Source organism: Dyella terrae (genome assembly GCF_022394535.1).
Taxonomy (GTDB): Bacteria; Pseudomonadota; Gammaproteobacteria; order Xanthomonadales; family Rhodanobacteraceae; genus Dyella.
The window spans coordinates 2,523,957-2,545,129 of record NZ_CP089414.1; the positions used below are offsets into that span (position 1 = coordinate 2,523,957).

Sequence of the window (21,173 nt, forward strand, 5' to 3'; positions counted from 1 at the left end):
GGCCTTTGGGGCAACAAGAGTGCAACACGAGGAAATCCGGCAACCCTAAGCTGTTGCCGTAAAAGGCTTATATACCTTGGTTGGTCCCATCCATCATCGGAGCAACGGTGAGGCGCCAGTCGTCCTTCTGGATCGGCTGCCGCGGGGCTTGGGTGGGGGCTGACATGCGCCCCATTGTACCGGCTGGCTTGCCGGGCTGTTTTCCGACCACCGAAACCGGCTTTCGATGACAGGTTGACGCAACGGCCTGAGGTGCCGGGCTCCCCTGCATGAATGACCCGCCTGCCGATGGCATAATGGCCACTTCGCTGCACTTGCGGCAGCACTCGTCAGGCGCAGCGGTTTCCGCCTTCCCCACACGAGTCCGGTACCGGCATGGTCGGTACCCTGCCCGCAGCTCCCCTGATTCTTTTAGGACGGTAACCGGCAATGGTGGCATTGGCGACGGAGCACGTGATTGACGTGCACCACTGGAACGACAGTCTTTTCAGCTTCCGCACGACGCGTGACCCTGGCTTCCGCTTCGACAGCGGGCAATTCGTGATGATCGGCCTGGAAGTGGATGGCCGCCCCTTGATGCGCGCGTATTCGATCGCCAGCGCCAACTACGAAGAGCACTTGGAGTTCTTCAGCATCAAGGTGCCCAATGGCCCGCTGACCTCCCGCCTGCAGCACCTCAAGCCCGGCGACCCGCTGATTGTGAGCCGCAAGCCGACCGGCACGTTGGTGCTCAACGACCTCAAGCCGGGCAAGCACCTGTACCTGCTCGGCACAGGCACGGGCCTGGCGCCGTTCATGAGTCTGGTGCGCGACCCGGAAACCTACGAGCGCTACGAGAAAATCGTGATCGCGCACGGCGTGCGCAACGTCAACGACCTCGCCTACATGGATTACCTCGAGAACGAGCTGCCGCAGCACGAGTACCTCGGCGAGCTGGTGCGCGAGAAGCTGGTCTATTACCCCACGGTGACGCGCGAGGGGTTCCGTCACCAGGGTCGCATCACCGACAACATCGTCAATGGCTCGATGAGCGAAGCCATCGGCTTGCCGCCGCTCGACCCGGCGACCGATCGCGTGATGCTGTGCGGCAGCCCTTCGATGCTGGACGACACCTGCGCGCTGCTCGATGAGCGCGGCTTTCAGGTATCACCGCGTACGCGTGAGCCGGGCGATTACGTGATCGAGCGCGCGTTCGTCGAGAAGTAAGCCACGCGATCGCTTGTTTCAGCGGGAGTGCACGGTGTGCGCTCCCGCTTTCGTTTCGGCTGCCGCGATTACTGCCAGATCGTGTACACCCGCCCGGTGACCACACCCTCCACGCTGCGTCGGTAAACCTGCCCCACACGCTCGCCGGGCACGGCTTCGAAACCGGGAAAGTACGGGCCGTAAGCCTCTAGTGCCTCGGTGAGAAGCGTCGCACTTACCGCATTGATACGCAGGCCGCGCGGCAGTTCCGTCGCGGCGGAGCGCACGAAACCTTCGATAGCCGCGTTCACCGTGGTGGCATTCGTGCCCAGCTTGATCGGTTCGACTGCGGTGATGCCGCTGGTCAACGTGAACGAGCCACCATCGCGCAGATGCGGGATGCCCGCAATAACCGCATTCACCTGCCCCATCAGCTTGTCCTGCAGGCCGGACAGAAACTGCGCGGGCGTGGTCTGCGCCAGCTCGCCGAAATGCACGTTGCCCGCAGTGGTGACCACCGCATCGAGCTGGCCCACCTCGCGATACATGCGCTCCACGCTAGCCATGTCGGTAAGGTCGACGCGCACGTCGCCGGAATGACGGCCGGCGCGGATGAGTTCATGGTGCGGGGCCAGTGCCCCCGCGACGGCCGTGCCGACCGTACCGCTAGCGCCGATAAGCAGAATTCGCATGGATGGAACCTCGATAGCTGCGGCCCCCATGGGTCGCCATGCCCCAGTCTCCGCTTCTCCCGTACTCCAATAAACGTGCCATTATTCCACCCATTCCAAACTGCAGGTTTGCAATCATGGATACGCTGGCGAGCATGGCGATGTTCGTGCGGGTGGTGGATACCGGCAGCTTTGCCGCCGCTGCCGAAGCGAGCGGCGTATCCCCCACCATGGCCGGCAAGCACATCCGCGCCATCGAGGAACGGCTGGGTGCCCGCCTGCTCCATCGCACCACGCGCCGCCAACAGCTCACCGAGGTCGGCAAGCTCTACTACGAGCGCTGCAAGCTGGTGCTGGCCGATGTGGAGCTGGCCGAGCGCAGCGCCCATGAACTGCAGGCCACGCCCCGAGGACGACTGCGCCTCACCGCCCCCATGAGTTTCGGCAGCCGGCGACTTACCCCGGCGCTCACCGAGTACCTGCAACGCTACCCCGACGTCAGCGTGGAGTTGTCACTCGACAATCGTGTCTACGACTTGGTGGGTGAAGGCTACGAGCTGGGTATCCGCATCGGTGCAGTGGATGACCCCCTGTTGGTCGCCCGCCAACTACAGCCCTATCGCATGCTGCTGGCCGCGTCGCCGCAATACCTGGCACGACATGGCACGCCAGCGCGTCCGGAGGAGTTGTCAAAACACGTCTGCCTTGGCCTGACCAATTGGCGTCGTCGCGATCAGTGGCGATTGCTGGGCCCCGGTGGCGAGGAATGCGACGTGCCCGTGCAGGGCCGGCTTTCGGTGGACCACGGTGATGCCTTACGTGTCGCGGCGCTGCATGGTGCGGGCATCGTGCTGCAGCCGGAAGTGTTACTCGCGGACGATCTTGCCGAAGGACGCTTGATGGCGGTGTTGCCCGAATGGGCGCCGCCGGCAACGCCCATGCACCTGCTGTATGCGCAGGATCGCCGGCCGACAGCCAAGCTGCGCAGCATGATCGAGTTTTTGCTGGAACGCTTTGGCGCGGATACTGCTCGGTAGAAGCGCTAAAAGCTTATTCACGATCTCCGCGCAGCTCATTTCCCTCACCGTCATTCCGGCGCAGGCCGGAATCCAGTAGCGATTACGTTGAATGGTCGCGAGGGTTGACCATATTTCAGGACCTGCTTCGCGAAAACCTAATGTAGCGGCCACTGGATTCCGGCCTGCGCCGGAATGACGGTGAGGAAAAATTTCGCTCAAGCGAGATCGTAATCAGGCCCCAAGGAGCGCGACATGCACAAGATGCGCTCCTCGAAGGAGGGCCGCTACCTCAATCGCGTATGCGCCCCTGCCCTTCATTGTCCCAATAACCGAACACACGTCGCGCGATGAGTTTGTAGACACGCTTGCCCGTGGCGCGCCACACCCGCGAGTGCATTGCAGGGGTATCGAGAATGACGCGCTGGCGCGCCGTCAATGCGTCCGGGCAATAGGTGCGCTTGTGCTTGAGCAGGTGTCGCAGGTCTTCACGTGCCAGCAGGCGGAACAAGGCACCACGCTTGCCGCGCGTCCATGCGATCTGAAAATCGACCACTGCGGGACGACCATCGGCGCGAACAAGCCAGTTCGGCTCCTTGGCAAGATCGTTGTGCACAACGCCACGACGATGCAGTCGCGCCAACAATCGCAACGCCTCCCGGTAATAGGCGCGATCGTGCGGCTGAGCCTGCTGCATGGGCGCACCGGCGATGTAGCCGCGCAATAGTTCGTGCCCATCCCAACCCAGCAACGCGGGCACGCCGTCAATGCCATCGAGCTTCGCCAGCGCACGGGCTTCGCGCGCGGCGGCACGGCGCGCAACGGCGCGGGCCCACCAACGCGCCGCCATGACGTCGCGACGGATCACGCGCACGCCACCGCGCGCGGTCATTTCGATGCGACCGAGTTCGTCGGCTTTCAAAAGTATGTCGCGCGAGGTATCCACAAGAACGTCACTATCCGCCTGACATCGGCTGCCCCATTGTCGCCGAACCTACGTATGCACGGTGCATCGCCATGCCGATATGCTGCGCCGTCAGAGACGGAGGATGCCATGCTGGAGATCGCGCTTTACGTGTTGGCCGCGCTGCTGATGATCGGTGGCGTCGCTGGCAACATCCTGCCGGCACTGCCGGGCATCCCCATGATCTTCGGCGGCATCTGGCTGGTGGCGGCGGTGGACCATTACCGGCACCTGGGCACGTGGTGGCTGGTGATCATCGGCGCACTGGGCGCGTTTGGCGTACTGATGGACTTCGTCTCGGCCTCCCTGGGCGCCAAACGGGTCGGCGCCAGCCGGCTGGCTCTCTGGGGCGCGGGCCTGGGCACGGTGGTGGGTATGTTCTTCGGCCTGGTCGGCCTGATCGTCGGCCCGTTCCTGGGCGCCCTGGTAGGCGAGCTGGCCTCAGGCACCAGCGTGCTGCGCTCGGCCCATGTAGGTGTGGCCACCTGGCTGGGGTTGCTCTTCGGCACCTTCGTCAAACTGGTGATCTCTTTCGTGATGATCGGCCTGTTCGGCTTTGCCATGCTGTTTGGCTGAGTCCCGGCCACTCCCCGCTGACCCTGGGCCCCGCACCCGACGGCGCGACCTTCGGCACATGGCCGGCCCGCGTGCGCCCCTATAGGCTCGGGAAACTTCACTACGGGGAAACCTCATGTCCAAACGTCTTGCCCTGGCGCTGGCGGTATCGCTGGTCGCCGTCGGCTCCGCCCAGGCGGAAACCAAGTCACCCACCTGGATCGACCGCAGCAACACCGATGCGAAGGTGCTGCTCGACGTGATGGCGAAATTCAACCCCGAGTTCGCTTCGCAGATCGGCGTACCGGGCTTCGACGACAAGGTGGTTGATCTGAAGCCCGACGTCGACGCACGTTCGCGCGCGGCATTCACCGACGCCAAGGCGAAGCTGGAGAAGATGCTCGCCGACGAGAAGGACGCCAACGTCCGCCAGGATCTGCAGATCATGATCAAGGCGACCGACCAGCAGATCGAAGGCATCGATCTGAATCACAAATACATGCTGCCTTACCAGGACGTCGGCCAGCTGATTTTCCAGGGCGAGTTCGCGCTGCTTAAGGACGACGTGGACGCCAAGCGTCGCCCGTCCGCCGTGAAGCGCCTGGAATGCTACGTCGGCAAGACGCCGGGCTGCACACCGCTCATCGATCTGGCCAAGGCGCAGACCCAGGCGCGCATCGGCGAGAAGGACCTGATCGGCCCGTACAAGAACGAAGTGGAGCAGAAGCTCAGCAACTCGCAGCGCTATGCGCAGGGCATCCGCCAGCTGTTCGCCAAGTACAAGCTGGACGACGCCGACGGCAAGGCCGCACTCGATGCGCTCGACAGCCAGCTCAAGGATTACGACGGCTGGGTGAAGACGACCGTCGTGCCACGCGCACGCGCGGACTTCCGCCTGCCGGAACCGCTGTATGCGTACAACCTCAGGCAGGTCGGCATCGATATTCCGCCGGAACAGCTGATCAAGGAAGCAGAGTTCGAATTCGCCGAGCTGCGTTCCATGATGCAAGTGCTGGCGCCGGTGGTGGCGAAGGCCGAAAACATCCAGGCCACCGACTACCGCGACGTGCTGAAAGCACTGAAGAAGGAACAGCTTGGCAAGGATGACGTGGTGCCGTGGTACCACGAGATCATCGGCCACATCGAAGACACCATCCGCCGCGAGCACATCATCACCCTGCCCCAGCGCAAGATGCAGATGCGCCTCGCGTCGGAGGCGGAGACCGCCGCCGTGCCGGCCCCGCACATGGACCCGCCGCCGTTCATCAACAATCACGGTGAACAGGGCACGTTCGTGCTGACCATGGGCAACCCCAGCGGCAACAAATCCGACTCGTACGACGACTTCACCTATAAGGCCGCTGCGTGGACGCTGACCTCGCACGAAGGCCGCCCTGGCCACGAGCTACAGTTTGCGGCCATGGTGGAACGCGGCGTGTCGCTGGCACGCAGCCTGTTCGCCTTCAACAGCGTGAACGTGGAAGGCTGGGCGCTGTATGCCGAGTCGGAAATGCTGCCGTATGAGCCGCCGGCCGGCCAGTTCGTGGCCCTGCAGGCCCGCCTGCACCGCGCTGCTCGTGCCTTCCTTGATCCGATGCTCAACCTCGGCCTGATCACCAAGGAACGAGCGCATGACGTGCTGCGTTACGACGTGGGCTTGTCCGAAGCCATGACGCAGCAGGAACTGGACCGCTACACCTTCAATAGCCCCGGCCAGGCCACGGCGTACTTCTATGGCTACATGCGCTTGCAGCAGACGCGCATGAACACCGAGCTGGCGCTGGGCAAAGACTTCAACCGCCAGGCATTCAACGACTTCGTGATCGGTCAGGGTCTGCTGCCGCCGGAACAGCTCGCTGAAGCGGTGCGCACGCAGTTCATTCCGTCGCAAAAGAAGAAGTAATTCTCGCGAGCCGAACGGTTCGCACTAGCGAGGCCGCGTCTTCGGACGCGGCCTCTTCTTTTGTGGAGCCGGTGCGTTGCTGCTCCGTTCAAGCCATTGGGAGAACCGAGCGGTATCGCGACGAAGCGCGGACGGAACGAGGATGTAGTCGCGACTCGGCGGCTCATCCGGGCGATGGCGGAATCGCGCGGCGCCCTTCTCCGCCAACAGTTCAGCCTGATCCGCCTCCGCCAGCCGCAACGCCAACCCTTGCGCGGACAACCACGCGCACGGCTTCTCGTCGAACCAGGCCATCAGCCCGCCGAACATCGGCTTGAAACGAAGATCGTGTGGACGCCCCAGGTGCGTGGCGGCGTCTTCCAGTTCCTTGCGCAGGAGCTGGATGTCGGCGTTCACGCCCGTGCGTCGGGCAGCACGTAAAGCAGCACCGCGAGATAGTGCAGCACGCTGCCGGCCAGCACAAAGAAGTGCCACACCGAATGGTGATACGGCAGCTTGCGCCACAGGTAGAACGGCACGCCCAGCGTGTAAGCCACGCCACCAGCAAGCAGCAGCACCATGCCACCGGTCTGCAAGTGCGCGAGCAAAGGCTTGAACGCGATCACGCCCACCCAGCCCATGCCCACGTACATCAGCACAGCCAACTTGCGGTACTTCTTGAGCATGCCCAGCTCCAGCGCGCTGCCCATCAAGGCCAGCCCCCCACACGGTACCGAACAGGCTCCAGCCCCAGGCGCCCGGCAGGGCGATCAGGGTGAACGGCGTATAGGTGCCCGCGATAAGCAGGAAAATGGCGATGTGGTCCAGCGTGCGCAATACACGCTTGGCCATCACACCAGGAATGGAGTGATAGAGCGTGGAGGCCGTGTAGCAGAGGATCAACGTGGTGCCGAACACCGCACTCGCCACCACGGCGCGCGCATCGCCATAAAGCGATGCATCAGGACACCAGCGTGACGAGACCGGCGATGCTCAGCAGGATGCCGATGCCGTGAATGACGCTACTGGCGACCTCGTCGCCGAAGGCATAGCGGGGGAGAGCCGTGCCAGAGCTGGCGGACATGGGGAAGATCCTTGAACCGAACGTACCGGGGGTACGGCTCCGCCACCTTAGCGACCCCGCGTCCGAATGCAAGGCCGCGCGGCGTATGAAACGCCGCGCCCGCCTGCGTCACTCGATGATGAAAGCACCGAACGCGACGCCCAGGTCCCAGCCCTTGCCCGTGCCGCTGAGCGCCAGGGACACATTGCCCTTGGTCATCACGCGTGCACCGGCGGATTTCGACGCGCCAGCGTGTACGCCGGCATCGGCGTAGTGCCCCTTGATCTCGCTCATGCTGCCGACGCCAGAGAACTTGCCGACGCCGTTATCGATCTGGCTTTTGCCGAAGGTCAGCCCACCGCCTTTGACGCGGATGTGCACGCTCATGCTCTGGCCGTTACTGCAACGGACGGTGCCGCTGCCGGTAGCCGTTTGATAGAACACCGACCAGCCCGCAAGACGAAAACTCATCTTGCACTCCAGGTCACCGGCATGTGCCGGCGCCGAGCCCACCCAGCCGGCCAAGACCAGCGTTGCCGCCACTACCCACTTCCCCATACCCATGGCATGTCTCCCTTGAAAACGTATCCGCCATCGCGGCAAGCCAGCGATTCTGGCGAGCGCTCACCTTCTACGGCGTGAATACAGCATTCACTCCAGATGTACGCCAAAACAAGCCGCACCGCGAAAAAATGGCACAACCGGGCGTCCCCTCTCTCTCCCCCGACGCCTGGCCTTGCCGCCCCGCCATCCTGTGCGGGGCTTTTTTTGTCCCGCGTTCGCCGCCGCGACAACACGCGCTACACGCTCACTGATGGCAGGCTCTATGCTGGGTACGGACCGGGAATCGGGAGAGCCGCCATGTCAGCGATCGATCTGCTGTTGCATCTGGACCATCTAGACCTCGACGTTGCCGCCCCTCGTGCCGCCCTGGCCCTGGCGCAACGACTGGGTGCACGACTCGATGCACTCTACGTTGCCGACCTTCCCGCCACTGCCTTCAGCCTACCGGAAGCGGTGCCCGTACAACTGGAAGAAACCCAGCGCCGGGTTGCCGAAGCCCGGACCCATGCCGACCAGTGGCAACAGGCACTCAGCCCTCGTTCGCTGACGGGTCGCTGGCGAGTCACCCAAGGCGACACGGTTCAGACACTAAGCCTGGCCGCGTCCGGCTACGACATGCTGGTGATGGAACGCAGCCAGCGGCGCAGCGATGCCCCGGTGGGCTTCGGCTCGGTCTCCCGCTGCGTGTTCGCCAGCGGCCGGCCGGTGCTAGTGGTACCCGACACCGCCCCGGTTCCCAGCCTGGGCGCCAAGGTGCTGGTGGCCTGGAACGGCAGTCGGGAATCCGCCCTCGCCCTCGCCGCCGCCATACCGCTGCTGCAGAAGGCAGATGAGGTGCGCGTGCTCGACGGCAGCGAAATGAACTCGGACATGTTGCCGGTGCTGCCCCCACCCGGCCTGGGCGACTGGCTGCAGCGCCACGGCATTGAGGCCCGGATCGACACGCTGGATATCGGCCCCAGTCACGCGGCGGGCCCCGCCGTGCTGGACGCGGCGCATGCCCAAGGTGCCGACCTGATTGTCATGGGCGCCTGGAGCCGTTCGCGCCTTGCGCAGATGGTGCTGGGTGGCACCACGCGCCACCTGTTCATGCGCGGCGACGTGCCCATGCTGGTGGCGCACTGAAAAATCCCTTTCCGGGAGTTTCGGGGCAATCACCCTAGAATAGCCTTCCATACGGCTACTTGTGCAAGTCCCATCAGTGGGCCTAGGGTGAAATTGCACCCGCGCGATCCCCACTGCGTCCCCTGCAGCGTGTCGGGTGCGACAACCCAACATCGATACGTCAGGAGGTCGCTTATGTCGTCCGCAAGCCTGGCTTTACCCCGTCACGCCCATCCGGACAGCGTCCGCATCGCCGCGCTGAGTGCTGCCATCGCTCTAAACCTGGCCGCGCTCATGGTCGTCATGCGGCCGATGGCTCCGCAGTGGGCCGCGCAGGTGCAACGCATCACCACCACGCCGATCAGCTGGATCACCCCGGAGAAAGAGCTTCCACCGCCACCGCCCGTCGACATACAAAAGCTGGTGCAGCCGAAAGCCGTGCCGCGTACCCAGGTCGTACCGCAGCCATTACCGGTCAACCCACCCGTGACCACGACGGACGAGGGCAGCATCCCCGCACCACCGGTGGTGCCGACACTGGCGCCGTCGACCGACGCTCCGACGACAGGCGCGCCCATGGAAGCCACGCTCGCCTACCGGGCGACGCCGCTGAAATATCCGCCGCAAGCCCTGCGTTCGCACATGGAAGGACAGGTGATCCTCAAAGTACTGGTCGACGAGAACGGCGTGCCACAGGACGTAACGGTCGAGAAGAGCAGCGGCCAGCAGGTACTCGATCGCAGCGCAAGCGAGCAGGTATTGAAGGGCTGGCGATTCGAGCCCGCCACCGTGAACGGCCACGCCGTACGCGCATGGGCGCGCGTGCCCGTGACATTCAGCCTGAACGAGCTGTAGGCGCGCCCGTCGCCCACCGGCGCGACACAAAAAGGAAGGCCCGGCCTGCGTCCAGTGGCAGGTCGGGCCCTTCCTCGGCAAACGAAAACATCAGCGGGCGCTGGCAGTCACCGGCTGCGCGTGACCGCGTGACCCGCGCACGATGGCCCATACCACGGCCGCCACCACGATCACGGGCAGGCACACGGGCAACAGGGCAAGCGCCACGATGGGCGCCACGATCAACAGCGCGATACCACCGAAAAAAGCACCGAGTAGCGCGCCGACCACGCTGAAAAGACCGCCGATCAAGGTGAAGATGAGCTTGAACACCAGGCCTATCGCCACCGCACCCAGCCAGATTCCCAACACCACCATCAAGAGCACGCTCATTGCAATCATGACGCTTCTCCTCCCGGCATCGCCGGCGACCATGCGCATCGACGTTTTGAGGCGATCGATGCCGTTTTCAAGGCCTTCTTGAGTAGCATCGTGCGCTTTTGCGGTGCCTCGCGCATGTCGCGAAAGTCATGCCGGCCCGCTCCTATTCCGCCCCCTCGGGTTACGGGACTTTAACGACCCACATGCTCCACTGCGCGCCGGTTTCCATCGAGTAACATCGCATGGCCAAACACATGCAACACCTCAAGGCGCTGCGTGAGATCGCGTTTGACTATGGTGTGGGTGAGCATCCCGATCTAGCCACGATGTCCCGGGAGCTGAGCCGCGCGGTTTATCAGAACAGGCACGCGCTGGACGCGGATCTCGCCGATCTGCGCTTGCGCGACAAGGGCTTCGAGCGCTGGATCGTCGCGCAGCGCAGCAAGCCGGACATCAGCGTCCTGGTGATGGCATGGCCGGCAAACTACAGCTCGCCCATCCATGACCACGACGGGCTGTGGGGCCTGGAGATGGCCCTGCATGGTGCCCTGGAAGTGGAGTCATGGGACCGCGATGAAAACGGCAAGGTCCTGCGAATGACCGGCCGCGACTGGCTGGGCCCCGGGGACGTCAGCTGGTTCGACGCCGACGACCGCTACGCACACCGCTGCCGCAACCTCTCCCGGCAGGAAACGGCGCTGACGCTTCACGTCTACGGTGGCGATCTGGCACAGTACTTCACATACCAAGAAGCCGGCGAAGCCGGCCAGTGGACCAAGAGCCCGCAGCGCAGCAGCATCGCTGGTCGCCTGTACGCCTGAGCCACGCAGGTTCCAAACGCTTTGATTTAAGGGAGTGGCATGTATCGACGGGTCGCCATCATCGGCGGCGGTGCTGCAGCGGCAGCGCTGCTGAGCGAGCTGCTGGAACGCCAGCTGCCGCAGCCGTTGCATCTGGACTGGTACACCGGTGGCGCTAGTTCGCCACGCGGTGTCGCGTATGGCACGCGGTCCGACAAGCATCTGCTGAATGTTCGTGCCGCCTCGATGAGCATGTTTGCCGCCAGGCCGCACGGGTTCCTTGATTTCGCCCAGCGCGGCGACGGCACCATCGCCGGCACGGATTTCCTGCCGCGTCGCCTCTATGGCGACTATCTGGAGGCGGAAGTCGAACGCGCGCTCGAACGCGCCCGCGCGGCCGGCCACGACGTACGCGTACTGCCGTTCGCGGTGGACGCCATCGTGCCAGAGAGCGCCGGCGTCACCGTCGTCCACGGTGAGGAAAACACACGCGTCGATGCCGCCGTGCTGGCCATCGGCTCGCTACCTCCCCTGCCCTTGGGCGGCGTCGCCGATGCGGCTCTCGCCAGCGGCGGGTACGTCACCGAACCCTGGGGTTTCCTCGCCCAGGCCAAGCCGGATACGCGCCCGCTCAAAGTGGTGCTGATCGGATTGGGTCTGACTGCGGTCGACGTACTGCTGGAATTGTCGGCGCTATGGCCCAACGCCAGCTTCGAAGCCATTTCACGCCACGGCCTGTTGCCGGAACCGCATCTGCACCAAGCCTCCGCGCCGGCCGATGACGGCAGCGAGCTGATCGAATCCATGCGCGAGGCGCCTTACATCCGCAACTGGATTCGCCTGCTGCGCGAATCCGTCGCACAGAGCGCCGACTGGCGCACGGTGATCGACAGCCTGCGCCCGCATACACCGTCGCTCTGGGCGATGCTTCCCGAAGTGGAACGCTCGCGCTTCCTGCGACATGCACGCTGGGCGTGGGAACGCGTGCGCCACCGCATGCCGCCGCAAGTGATGGCATCCATGGCAGCACTCGAAGATGCCGGCCGTCTGCACCGTCGCCGTGGCCGCCTGCAGGCCGTGGACGTGGCGGGCGACAAGCTGCATCTGGACATCCGCTTGCCACACGGCAAGGGCGTGGAGACGATGGACGCTGACCTGGTGATCCAGACGGTGGGCCTGAATACCGACGTGCGCCGCACACAGCACGCCTTGGTTCGCCAGCTATCGACCAACGGCCATGTAACGGCCGACCCGCTGGGTCTCGGCGTGGTCGCCACTACCGAAGGCCGCGTAAAGCACGGCACGCAAACGTGGCAGCACTTCTACGCCATCGGCACCCTACTCCGAGGCGCATTGTGGGAATCGACGGCCATGCCGGAAATCCGGCAACAGGCACGCAACCTCGCGGATCGCCTGATGAAGAGCGAGTAAGGAAAAGGGAGCGCCAGGCGCTCCCTTTTTCATGTAGGCCATTCATCACCAAGCCGAACGTCGTTGCCGAGGGTTCTGTCATCGCCACCCTCTACGTCTGCATGACTTGAAAGTTCGGGACGCCTCGGCGAATTCAGCCTCCACGCAACCGTAGAACCAGATGTAACGTGGACTCTTTCTGGATGTTGTAATCACTCACCGCCCTACCATCTTCAAGCTGCTTACCGGCGAAGATAAGTCGCTGTTGATCAGGGGGAATGCCTTCTTTGTCTTGAATCATAGCCTTGAGGTTTTCGATCGAATCGGACGGCTGGGCATCGAGGGTAATCGTCTTACCCGTGAGGGTTTTGATGAACAACTGCATCGCCATGACAGACGGCGCAAAGGTCATGAAACCGCAGGCAAGAAAAACGAGAAGTCCCACGCTTAAACGGCTTTTTCGTGTAGAAGTGTTCATGGATATTTTCCCTATGTGTTGGTGCACCTCATCGCCGATCGATCGTGATCGGCAACGTGTGCGCATGGCGCTTAGGTCATCCGCGTATTCATTGATGGCGTGCGCGTCCAGCTACTGGGCTAGCGTCAGTCCGCTCGGATCGCTACCCAGCGCGCCTTGATTGGCATTACCAAAATCGCTGAGCGTTTGAACCTGGTACGTCGACGGATTCACTGTCAGCAAAGCGCCATTTCCTTCGGGCCCGCCATCCGCATCAGTTACACCAAGCAACCCCGACGACGACAACCAAGTAATGCCGTTCGGTGCGATGGCGGTTTGCGCAGTCGAGCCCGTGCCAAAATCAGTGAGCAGGGTTCGAAAACCGTTCGTTGGATTCACCTGCACCACGGCGCCACCACCGCCCGAACTCAGTTCCTGCACCAGCACATAGATGGCGCCTGACGGACTGATCGTCACGCTCATCGGCGTGGACTCAGGGTTCGTGTCGACCCAACCTTGAGCGCTGTTGCCAAAATCGCTCAATACATTGCGTGCGCCCGTGCCCGGGTCGACGGTAAACAGTTCACCTTGGCCATTCGTGCCAGCGCTGCCATCGGCCACCAGAATGGTGCTGCCCAATAATCCGAGGAGCCCAGGCCAATACACCATGCTATCGGGATAGACGCCTTGATTCGTGCCAACGCCAAAATCCGTCAGCAGCGCACGACTGCCTGAACTGCTCACCGAAAAGATTGCACCCTGGCCATTCGTTCCGGCCATCGGATCGACCACCAGGATCTGCGCAGTCAATCCCAACAAACCCGGCACGACCAATACGCCGGATGGATCCTGCCCCACATCACCCTGCACGCTGTTGCCGAAATCACTAAGTTGGGCTCGATAGCCCGTCACCGGATCGACTTCGAAAAGTGCACCTTGTCCGTTCGTTCCCGCGCTGCTGTCGGTGACGATGGCCTCGGCCGAACCGAGCAGCCCAAGCAAGCCCGCTGGCATCCAACCCACGCCACTAGGATCGACACCCGTATCCCCTTGTGTGCTACTCCCGAAATCGCTGAACAACGTTCGGTTACCGCTGCTTTGATCAACGATGAATAGCGCACCTTGTTGATTGGTGCCTGCGCTTTGATCGACCGCGAGTAGATTGCCCGTGGCAATCGACGACGCAGCCGCAACACCCATGCATCCGACTGATAACGCCAAAACCATTAGCTTACGTTTCATGATTGTCCCCCGCTTGTGGATGGGCCATACATGTGCGTTTGAATGGCACATGCGTACCTGACGAAGGCGCGGTGGCGCCTGCGTACCTCGCTTTTCAACAAGAGAAAACCACCAACAAAACCGCCGTTACCCCAGCAGACGCCGGGCTACGGTGCCTTCCTTGCATGCCACGACGCTGCATTCCAGCATTCGCTGGAAAGATGATTTGAGCTTGCCCCAGATGTTGTTAGCGACTCTAAATCGCTCAATGCGGCCGTCATGCACAGCAAGGCGCACCGATCCATCGAATTGCCGATACCTCTTCTGCTTATCCGCGTACTACAACGCTGCAGAACGATGACTATGCCAAAGACGGTACCAACTGTCGGCACCCAGAAATGCCAGATCGCTTTCGTCGCTGAACCCGGATTTCCGGGTCGCGAAGCTAGCGCATGCACAGTTATCGCCTTGTGATCGACGCATGCATCGCCATTCACGGGCACGATGCACGCACAGCGACTGCACATAGACGTCACCACTTCTGCTGCGCCACGCAGCAAGCGATGCTTGCCAATGGAACGGTGTTGTTGTTGCGCAAGATCGAGGGAAACAGCCATTTGCGGACGGTTGGCAAACTGCGCGACATCCCCCGCTCACACCACGAAATAGTTGGCATGAAGATGTCCTGCGTGGCCTGTTCTTTGGTGTCGCTTCTTTTTCTCGTAGGCAACGCGCCGGCGCTGGGCAGTGACAATCACCAACTGCCATAGGGGATGCCGTGCTCTTGCACATATTGGCGCGCGGGCTCGTGCATGGGTCGATATTTCCCACCCGACTTGCCCTCGTACGGCCCCAACGGCTCCACCTCCGCCTGCCCGCGCATCACTTCCACCGCAGGCATCCCGATGCCGTTGATCCACACCACGGTGCGCCCCCCCTTGGCGCTACGCCGATGCTGATCATGTGACGGCAACTGGTTTCGGTATGGCCCTGCCACGTGATCGCTTCTTGCTTGACCAACGCCTGCCGCATGCTGTTCGGCACAGTGAATTGCCATCGGTAGGTTTGCGGCTCGGCCAGCGACTGCCAGCGCACGAACACTTCCATGGGTGCTCCCGCACTGTCGATGGAAGCGCCACCCGTACCACCTCGGCCACTCCAGCCCTCGGTTTGTCCAAATTCCGTCGCCATGCCCTGTGGTATCTCGACGGTTCGCCCTCGGTCATCCGTCACTTGCAGTGCTTCAACCCATGCTTCCATGTAGCTAGGCGTGTAGACACCCAACGACCAATGGTGGCAATTCTGGCGTGCCTCGCGCCGGATACGCGCGTCGCTGTACTCCTCGCTGGCACAGGCCGGCAGCAATAGCGCGCTGAGCAGTACCAGCCACAAGCATGAAGCTGCCTTATGTCGTTTGTTCATCCGTGCCCCCCGCGTTTGGACGTCCGCGAGATGCCCGCGAGGATCGACGGGGCTCACCAGCTTCCATAGGGAATTCCGTGCTCTTGGATGTACTGCTTGGCCGGGCCCGATAACGGATAGGCGTATTCCTTACCCCGCCCCTGCCATGGCCCCAACGGCTCCACCTCCGCCTGCCCGCGCATCACTTCCACCGCAGGCATCCCGATGCCGTTGATCCACACTACGGTGCGCCCTCCTGGAGCGACGCCGATGCTGATGTTCTGTCGGCAACTGGTCTCGGCACGACCCCGCCACGTAATCGCCTCTTGCTTGACCAACGCCTGCCGCACGCTGGCCGGCACAGTGAATTGCCAGCGGTAGGTTTGCGGCTCGGCCAGTGACTGCCAGCGCACGAACACTTGCATTGGTGCACCCGCGCTGTCGATCGTGGTTCCCCCCCGCGCCACCCAAACCATCCCAACCCACGGTCTGCCCCAAACTGCCAGCCATACCTTGCGGTATCACAACCGTTCGTCCCCGATCATCCGTGACTTCCAACGTTTCGACCCATGCCTCCATGAAACGGGGAGCGCCCACCATCATCGACCAATGCCGACAGTTTTGCGTTGCCTCTCGCCGGATACGCGCGTCGCTGTATTCCTCGCCGGCGCATGCCGGCAGCAATAGGGTGCCAAGCAGCATCAGCAACAGGCATGAAATAGCCTTGTGTTGCTTGCTCATTCGTGCCCCTGCTTTTGGATGTCGGTGGGATGCCTGCGAGGGTCGACGGGGCTCACCAACTGCCATAGGGAATGCCGTGCTCTTCCACATACTGCTTAGCTTGGTCCGAAAAGCGTACGTAACGCCCGCCATGTTGCCCTTGGTCCGGCCCCAACGGTTCCACCTCCTCTTGCCCGCGCATCACCTCCACCGCCGGCATCCCGATGCCGTTGATCCACACTACGGTGCGCCCTCCTGGAGCGACGCCGATGCTGATGTTCTGTCGGCAACTGGTCTCGGCACGACCCCGCCACGTAATCGCCTCTTGCTTGACCAACGCCTGCCGCACGCTGGCCGGCACAGTGAATTGCCAGCGGTAGGTTTGCGGCTCAGCCAGTGACTGCCAGCGCACGAACACTTGCATTGGTGCACCCGCGCTGTCGATCGTGGTTCCTCCCGCGCCACCCAAACCATCCCAACCCACGGTCTGCCCCAAACTGCCAGCCATACCTTGCGGTATCACAACCGTTCGTCCCCGATCATCCGTGACTTCCAACGTTTCGACCCATGCCTCCATGAAACGGGGAGCGCCCACCATCATCGACCAATGCCGACAGTTTTGCGTCGCCTCTCGCCGGATACGCGCGTCGCTGTATTCCTCGCTGGCGCATGCAGGCAGCAACAAAGCGCTGAGCAACACCAACAGCAGGCGTGAAATTGCCTTGTGCCACCTGTTCATTAGTGTCCCTTCTTCTGCAAGTAAGTAAGACGATCGCGCTCATCGGCAGGACGCATAGGAAACAACACACCGAGGTCCGCGCCCCACGCTGTCGGCAATGTGGCGACCACCGTGTTCGGTTTGGTCTTGTCGTCGTAGGTCGGCGGCCAATCACCTGGGTTCCAGTTTGCCGACTGGTGCAGGTAGCGGCGGCTAAGCCACTGCTCTTCCTGGCGGATCAGCGGGATCTCGCCCTTACCGTCATTGAGCGCGTAGGCAAGCAATTTGTCCTTGATGGAAATCAGTTCATCGGGCAGCGTCAACGCCGGCACGTCATCGGGGGACTGCGCGAATGGCACCCCTGCCCGCACCGCCAACGCATGCATGATGCGCAAGGTGATCAACTGATAGTCGCCACGCACCTGCCGCAGCGCGACCAGCGCGGCGGCCACTTGCAGCTTGACCTCACTGACGGGCCCCCTGAAGGTTTGCCGGCGGCCCGCGACCACCTTGGTCCAGGTCTGGATCTTCCAGGTGTGAGAATTCGGCGGTGGATTCAGCTCCGGATCGATCAGCCAGTCCTTGTCCAGCTTGTCCGCCTCGCGAAGCTGGTCCAGGGTGCGTTTGACGGCGGTGCTCTCCGTGGCCACCTTATCGAGATAGACCTTCAGCATCTCTTTCAACTCGCGAGACGTAGCGAAGTCGTATTTCTCTTGATCCAAGTTCTCCAAGCTGATCTCCGGCCGCGTCAGTACGCTTTGTTCCCACCCGAGCATGGAATAGCCGCCACCGAGATCCGAGTGCACGCCCGGCAGGGAAATTTCGATATACCGGCTCAGCTTGACGCGATTGAGGCAGAAGTTTTCGCGGCATTCGTCCCTTGCTGTCAGGTGCACCACCTGGTCGGCGCAATCGTCGGACAGGTGGAGTTTGACCGGGTCGTTGTTGCCGTTGTCGGGGATGCCGATGGCTGCGACGCTTTCGTACAGGCCCACGAAGCGGATACGTAGATCGCTTTTGTTGCCGCCGCTCCAACCGTCTTTGAGGGGCAGGCCCGCCTCTCGCAGTTGGCGCGCCATGACGCCTTGATCCCCGCCGTGCAGAATCAGCGAAACCACATGGCGCGATGACGCCGCGCCGCGACTGAAGCCGAACAGGTCGAACTCGATGGCGTCGATAATGATGTTGGTGTTTCCAAGGAAGAACGCCTTGATCTCCGCCACGGCCGCTTCCACGGCTTTCTCGGCACAGGCAATCACCCCGGTGGGACCAAAGCCCGTGCCAAAGGTAAAGATGCTGTCCTTGTGATCGGCCCGCGTGCCGATGCCTTCGATATAGGCGCGACGGTAGACATAGAGTCGGCCATCCTCGCCGGTTTCTGCATCGACGAGTCGGTGCGTTTCGCGGTACAGGGTGTACAGCCGATGCACATTCGTCTCACCCCCCGCATAGCTCACATCATTCATGTTGTTCTGCTTGCGGCACGCCGCCATCAATTGATCGATGATCGCGGGATGCTTGTCGAGGCCGGCAGCCTGAGGCGAGCATTTTTCGATGGCCGCCTTGCTGTTGGGGTAGTTGTTGCCGGTGCCGTCGTCGCATAGGGCAATGCGTATCACCACGTGCACCGGATCCTCGGCGGGCGGGCGAGTAACCGCGAACGCGGCGGAGGAAACGCCGGTACCGGCGGGTGGCGCTGATATCGGCGCGGTGTTGGTGGATTCACTCAGTGCCGGTGCGCTCCGTTGGTTAGTGGCGGCATCGGCTTCGTCGTCCAAGGTTTCGCGGTTTTGCGAGGCTATCAAACGCGCGCCGCAGGTGGTGCGCATGCCTTCCACTGCCGGGGCGTAGCCAAACAGCGACGGCACACCGCCCTCAATGGGGAAAATGCCGTTGCATTGCGGGCAGAACACCATGTGTCCCTTGCCGGCCACGCGATGCCCGTTATCAAGTCGCATCAGTGCGTAACCTTCCAGCACACGACCACCATGATCGGTGGTATCGCAACAGCCAATGATGTTTTTCTCGGCCATGGAATCGCTCTTCTTGATAGACAAGAAGACGATCGGCTAACGAGCATCACGTTGTCAGTGGCACAACGCCGCTGTTTCTTGTCAGGGGACTGCACCAACCGTTAGCCCGCGCAGGCAGCGTTTGCACGTCATGCATGCATGCATGTTTACTGTGTGCTTGCTGGGCGTTGTTGTGGATGTAGTCCTTCGTGCCGTAACACCGTACAGACGCGCTGTAGGCGTTCACCTTGTTTACGTCGAGCCATCGCCCGACATGCGTTTTTTTCGGTGCTGGCGTGAGCGGGTATGTCACTCGCACCGTCTGTTCTGGTCTTTTTCGTGGCTACGCGAGTGACCACGGCAGTTGATGCCGTGACCCGCGAGGCGCCGGTGTAACGAGCACCGATGACTCGCTAACCATAACCAACTGTTGAAGAGTTGATGATGGCCAACAGCGATCATAAGACAGGGCGACGCCCGTCTTCACCCCCGAACGGCAACCAAGCCGTTTCACCGCACGCCCTGGGTATCCCCAGCTCTGCCCCTGCGGTTATTCCCGAGTTCGATCCCGATGCCGTTGCGAGATGGCTCATGCGGCTGCATGAGCCCCTTCAGAAACGGGACTGGGTCGTTATCCCGTGGAATGCGCGGGATCCGCAGAGTGCCCGCGTGCTCACCGGTGAAGTGAGGATGATTCTTGAGGCAGCCGTGCTCTGCCTCGGGCAAATCAACCATCGGCGAATGCGGTCGCCGACTGCCGACGCTTAAACCCCGTCCGATGATCGGCCCCGTGGCGCATCGGCTCACGCGTCGATGCGCCACACCTTCGGGCGATCACGGACGGGGCACACGGCATTCCCTGACACGGATCACACGCTGATCCATGGTGCTGCAAACGGAATTTGATATGGAGCGCGAGCAACGCAAGCACGAACCCCGCGGGCTCGGTGTGCTGTGAACCCACGAACCAGCGCGATCAACACGACGGCGCCTTAGCGCGCCGCCGGTCGATGTGCCTTCTGCATGTTGTCGGTGCTATGAAAAGACCTGGCGATTCACCATCCACTCAACACGACTTTCCCAATCGTGCTTGCGCTCTCCACTTGCGCATGCGCGCGGCGCAGGTTCGCCGCGCCGATGGTGCCGAGGTTGTCACGCAGCGTCGTACGTAGCACGCCCGCATCGACCAAATCAGCCGCCTCGTTGAGCAGCTGGTGCTGGGCTTGCATGTCCTCGGTGTGAAACAGCGAACGGGTATACATGAACTCCCAGTGCAGCGACAGGCTCTTTTGCTTGAGCAGACGGATATCCAGCGGTGTCGCCGGGTCGTCGATCAAGGCAAGTTTGCCCTGGGGCTTGAGCAGTTCAACCAGCGAGGCATAGTGCTGTTCGGTGTGCGTGAGGCTGAGTACGTAATCCACGCCCTGCGGTGCTACTGCCTTCACCGCAGCCACCAGATCGCCGTGATGATTGACCACGTGATGCGCGCCCATATCCGTCGCCCAAGTTTGCGTGTCCGGCCGCGAGGCCGTGGCGACGACAGTGAAATTGGTCAGGCGGCGAATCAATTGGATGGCCATCGATCCCACACCGCCGGCACCGCCAACAACGAGAATCACGCCACTACGTGGCGTGCTGCCGCGCGGCACACCCAGGCGATCGAACAGCATTTCCCACGCGGTGATGGTGGTGAGCGGCAAGGCGGCGGCCTGCGCAAAGTCGAGCGTGGAGGGCTTGCGCCCCACGATGCGTTCGTCGACCAATTGAAATTGGGCGTTGCTGCCGGAGCGGTCGATGGCGCCCGCGTAGTACACGTCGTCACCGGGCTTGAACAACGTGACGTCGGCGCCCACAGCCACCACGGTACCCGCTGCGTCCCACCCCAACACTTTGTCGGCGCCTGCGGGATCGACGCGCTGCCGTATCTTGGTATCCACGGGATTGACCGACACGGCCTCAACCCGCACCAACAGGTCGCGTCCTTGCGGCGCGGGCTGCGGAAGCTCGACGTCGATAAGGCTCTGCGCATCGGTAATGGGCAGCATCTGCTGGTAGGCAACGGCTTTCATGCAAGGTTCCTCAAGCAAAAGGGGATAACTTAGGGATGCTCTGATCTATTCAACGCGGGTGGCATGATGCCCAGAACGCTCGCAGGCTGTGGGGCGTGACGCGGCCCAGGCTGGTTGCCTGGGCAAGTTGCGCACCGCAGCCTGCG

At 62.5% G+C, this 21,173-nt stretch carries 20 protein-coding genes and 1 pseudogene; 8 read left to right on the forward strand and 13 right to left on the reverse strand.

The window, feature by feature from the left end:
* Nucleotides 1-429: 429 nt before the first annotated feature.
* Nucleotides 430-1,206, forward strand: a complete 777-nt coding sequence (locus DYST_RS10900) for a ferredoxin--NADP reductase (RefSeq protein ID WP_239951834.1) — start codon at nt 430-432, stop codon at nt 1,204-1,206.
* A 68-nt stretch (nt 1,207-1,274) separates the two neighbouring features.
* Here the strand turns inward: DYST_RS10900 and DYST_RS10905 are convergent, their stop codons facing one another.
* Complete coding sequence (locus tag DYST_RS10905; RefSeq protein ID WP_239951835.1) at nt 1,275-1,877, reverse strand: short chain dehydrogenase; 603 nt, start codon at nt 1,875-1,877, stop codon at nt 1,275-1,277.
* A 116-nt stretch (nt 1,878-1,993) separates the two neighbouring features.
* Here DYST_RS10905 and DYST_RS10910 point away from each other — a divergent pair, with 116 nt between their 5' ends.
* Nucleotides 1,994-2,893, forward strand: a complete 900-nt coding sequence (locus DYST_RS10910) for a LysR family transcriptional regulator (RefSeq protein WP_239951836.1) — start codon at nt 1,994-1,996, stop codon at nt 2,891-2,893.
* A 271-nt stretch (nt 2,894-3,164) separates the two neighbouring features.
* Here the strand turns inward: DYST_RS10910 and DYST_RS10915 are convergent, their stop codons facing one another.
* Nucleotides 3,165-3,800 carry an RIO1 family regulatory kinase/ATPase gene (locus DYST_RS10915; RefSeq protein WP_239952102.1) on the reverse strand — a complete coding sequence of 212 codons (636 nt, stop codon included), beginning with the start codon at nt 3,798-3,800 and terminating at the stop codon, nt 3,165-3,167.
* A 129-nt stretch (nt 3,801-3,929) separates the two neighbouring features.
* On the opposite strand from DYST_RS10915, the gene DYST_RS10920 reads away from it, so the two are divergent.
* Complete coding sequence (locus DYST_RS10920) at nt 3,930-4,412, forward strand: DUF456 domain-containing protein (RefSeq protein WP_102302158.1); 483 nt, start codon at nt 3,930-3,932, stop codon at nt 4,410-4,412.
* Between the two features lie 115 nt (nt 4,413-4,527).
* Complete coding sequence (locus DYST_RS10925; RefSeq protein ID WP_239951837.1) at nt 4,528-6,294, forward strand: DUF885 domain-containing protein; 1,767 nt, start codon at nt 4,528-4,530, stop codon at nt 6,292-6,294.
* A gap of 24 nt (nt 6,295-6,318) precedes the next feature.
* Here DYST_RS10925 and DYST_RS10930 read toward each other — a convergent pair whose 3' ends face one another.
* From DYST_RS10930 to DYST_RS10940, 3 genes and pseudogenes are all read right to left on the reverse strand, one after another.
* Nucleotides 6,319-6,690 (reverse strand): TfoX/Sxy family protein, encoded by a 372-nt coding sequence (locus DYST_RS10930; protein WP_239951838.1) that lies wholly within the window; start codon nt 6,688-6,690, stop codon nt 6,319-6,321.
* A pseudogene (gene trhA, locus DYST_RS10935) lies at nt 6,687-7,357 on the reverse strand (PAQR family membrane homeostasis protein TrhA). The gene DYST_RS10930 and the pseudogene trhA overlap by 4 nt, the downstream one beginning before the upstream one ends.
* A gap of 108 nt (nt 7,358-7,465) precedes the next feature.
* Nucleotides 7,466-7,894 (reverse strand): hypothetical protein, encoded by a 429-nt coding sequence (locus tag DYST_RS10940; RefSeq protein ID WP_233202325.1) that lies wholly within the window; start codon nt 7,892-7,894, stop codon nt 7,466-7,468.
* Nucleotides 7,895-8,197: 303 nt separating this feature from the next.
* Here DYST_RS10940 and DYST_RS10945 point away from each other — a divergent pair, with 303 nt between their 5' ends.
* Complete coding sequence (locus DYST_RS10945; protein ID WP_239951839.1) at nt 8,198-9,025, forward strand: universal stress protein; 828 nt, start codon at nt 8,198-8,200, stop codon at nt 9,023-9,025.
* Nucleotides 9,026-9,199: 174 nt separating this feature from the next.
* Entirely contained in the window at nt 9,200-9,859 is a 660-nt protein-coding gene (locus DYST_RS10950) for an energy transducer TonB (protein WP_239951841.1), read from the forward strand.
* Nucleotides 9,860-9,949: 90 nt separating this feature from the next.
* Here the strand turns inward: DYST_RS10950 and DYST_RS10955 are convergent, their stop codons facing one another.
* On the reverse strand, nt 9,950-10,240 hold the full coding sequence (locus DYST_RS10955) for a hypothetical protein (RefSeq protein WP_102301958.1): 291 nt from the start codon (nt 10,238-10,240) through the stop codon (nt 9,950-9,952).
* A 221-nt stretch (nt 10,241-10,461) separates the two neighbouring features.
* Between DYST_RS10955 and DYST_RS10960 the strand changes: the two genes are divergently transcribed.
* On the forward strand, nt 10,462-11,040 hold the full coding sequence (locus DYST_RS10960) for a cysteine dioxygenase (protein ID WP_102301957.1): 579 nt from the start codon (nt 10,462-10,464) through the stop codon (nt 11,038-11,040).
* Nucleotides 11,041-11,079: 39 nt separating this feature from the next.
* Nucleotides 11,080-12,450 (forward strand): FAD/NAD(P)-binding protein, encoded by a 1,371-nt coding sequence (locus tag DYST_RS10965; protein ID WP_239951843.1) that lies wholly within the window; start codon nt 11,080-11,082, stop codon nt 12,448-12,450.
* A gap of 133 nt (nt 12,451-12,583) precedes the next feature.
* On the opposite strand, the gene DYST_RS10970 is transcribed toward DYST_RS10965, so the two are convergent.
* The 7 genes from DYST_RS10970 to DYST_RS11000 all read right to left on the reverse strand — a co-directional run bounded on the left by DYST_RS10970 (nt 12,584) and on the right by DYST_RS11000 (nt 21,027).
* A complete protein-coding gene (locus DYST_RS10970) occupies nt 12,584-12,907 on the reverse strand; it encodes a ubiquitin family protein (RefSeq protein WP_239951845.1) in 324 nt (107 codons plus the stop codon).
* A gap of 111 nt (nt 12,908-13,018) precedes the next feature.
* Complete coding sequence (locus DYST_RS10975) at nt 13,019-14,128, reverse strand: hypothetical protein (RefSeq protein ID WP_239951847.1); 1,110 nt, start codon at nt 14,126-14,128, stop codon at nt 13,019-13,021.
* Nucleotides 14,129-14,989: 861 nt separating this feature from the next.
* Nucleotides 14,990-15,529 carry a DUF2931 family protein gene (locus tag DYST_RS10980; RefSeq protein ID WP_239951849.1) on the reverse strand — a complete coding sequence of 180 codons (540 nt, stop codon included), beginning with the start codon at nt 15,527-15,529 and terminating at the stop codon, nt 14,990-14,992.
* A gap of 53 nt (nt 15,530-15,582) precedes the next feature.
* Nucleotides 15,583-15,984: a DUF2931 family protein gene (locus DYST_RS10985; protein ID WP_275666962.1), complete on the reverse strand. Its 402-nt coding sequence runs from the start codon at nt 15,982-15,984 to the stop codon at nt 15,583-15,585.
* Nucleotides 15,985-16,301: 317 nt separating this feature from the next.
* Nucleotides 16,302-16,967, reverse strand: a complete 666-nt coding sequence (locus tag DYST_RS10990; RefSeq protein WP_239951852.1) for a DUF2931 family protein — start codon at nt 16,965-16,967, stop codon at nt 16,302-16,304.
* A complete protein-coding gene (locus DYST_RS10995) occupies nt 16,967-18,979 on the reverse strand; it encodes a PAAR domain-containing protein (protein ID WP_239951854.1) in 2,013 nt (670 codons plus the stop codon). Before DYST_RS10995 ends, DYST_RS10990 begins: the two co-directional genes overlap by 1 nt.
* A 1,034-nt stretch (nt 18,980-20,013) precedes the next feature.
* The gene (locus DYST_RS11000) at nt 20,014-21,027 is read right to left on the reverse strand and encodes a zinc-binding alcohol dehydrogenase family protein (RefSeq protein ID WP_239951856.1); all 1,014 of its coding nucleotides are present in this window, start codon (nt 21,025-21,027) and stop codon (nt 20,014-20,016) included.
* Between the last annotated feature and the right edge of the window lie 146 nt (nt 21,028-21,173).

Excerpts from the sequence above, each read along its gene's own strand:
- DYST_RS10995 (WP_239951854.1), bottom strand. The coding sequence starts at position 18,979 with ATGGCCGAGAAAAACATCATTGGCTGTTGCGATACCACCGATCATGGT.
- DYST_RS10900 (WP_239951834.1), top strand. The coding sequence starts at position 430 with ATGGTGGCATTGGCGACGGAGCACGTGATTGACGTGCACCACTGGAAC.
- DYST_RS10910 (WP_239951836.1), top strand. The coding sequence starts at position 1,994 with ATGGATACGCTGGCGAGCATGGCGATGTTCGTGCGGGTGGTGGATACC.
- DYST_RS10980 (WP_239951849.1), bottom strand. The coding sequence starts at position 15,529 with ATGAACAAACGACATAAGGCAGCTTCATGCTTGTGGCTGGTACTGCTC.
- DYST_RS10955 (WP_102301958.1), bottom strand. The coding sequence starts at position 10,240 with ATGATTGCAATGAGCGTGCTCTTGATGGTGGTGTTGGGAATCTGGCTG.
- DYST_RS10975 (WP_239951847.1), bottom strand. The coding sequence starts at position 14,128 with ATGAAACGTAAGCTAATGGTTTTGGCGTTATCAGTCGGATGCATGGGT.
- DYST_RS10925 (WP_239951837.1), top strand. The coding sequence starts at position 4,528 with ATGTCCAAACGTCTTGCCCTGGCGCTGGCGGTATCGCTGGTCGCCGTC.
- DYST_RS11000 (WP_239951856.1), bottom strand. The coding sequence starts at position 21,027 with ATGAAAGCCGTTGCCTACCAGCAGATGCTGCCCATTACCGATGCGCAG.
- DYST_RS10965 (WP_239951843.1), top strand. The coding sequence starts at position 11,080 with ATGTATCGACGGGTCGCCATCATCGGCGGCGGTGCTGCAGCGGCAGCG.
- DYST_RS10950 (WP_239951841.1), top strand. The coding sequence starts at position 9,200 with ATGTCGTCCGCAAGCCTGGCTTTACCCCGTCACGCCCATCCGGACAGC.
- DYST_RS10970 (WP_239951845.1), bottom strand. The coding sequence starts at position 12,907 with ATGAACACTTCTACACGAAAAAGCCGTTTAAGCGTGGGACTTCTCGTT.
- DYST_RS10990 (WP_239951852.1), bottom strand. The coding sequence starts at position 16,967 with ATGAACAGGTGGCACAAGGCAATTTCACGCCTGCTGTTGGTGTTGCTC.
- DYST_RS10985 (WP_275666962.1), bottom strand. The coding sequence starts at position 15,984 with ATGGTTTGGGTGGCGCGGGGGGGAACCACGATCGACAGCGCGGGTGCA.
- DYST_RS10960 (WP_102301957.1), top strand. The coding sequence starts at position 10,462 with ATGGCCAAACACATGCAACACCTCAAGGCGCTGCGTGAGATCGCGTTT.
- DYST_RS10945 (WP_239951839.1), top strand. The coding sequence starts at position 8,198 with ATGTCAGCGATCGATCTGCTGTTGCATCTGGACCATCTAGACCTCGAC.
- DYST_RS10940 (WP_233202325.1), bottom strand. The coding sequence starts at position 7,894 with ATGGGGAAGTGGGTAGTGGCGGCAACGCTGGTCTTGGCCGGCTGGGTG.
- DYST_RS10905 (WP_239951835.1), bottom strand. The coding sequence starts at position 1,877 with ATGCGAATTCTGCTTATCGGCGCTAGCGGTACGGTCGGCACGGCCGTC.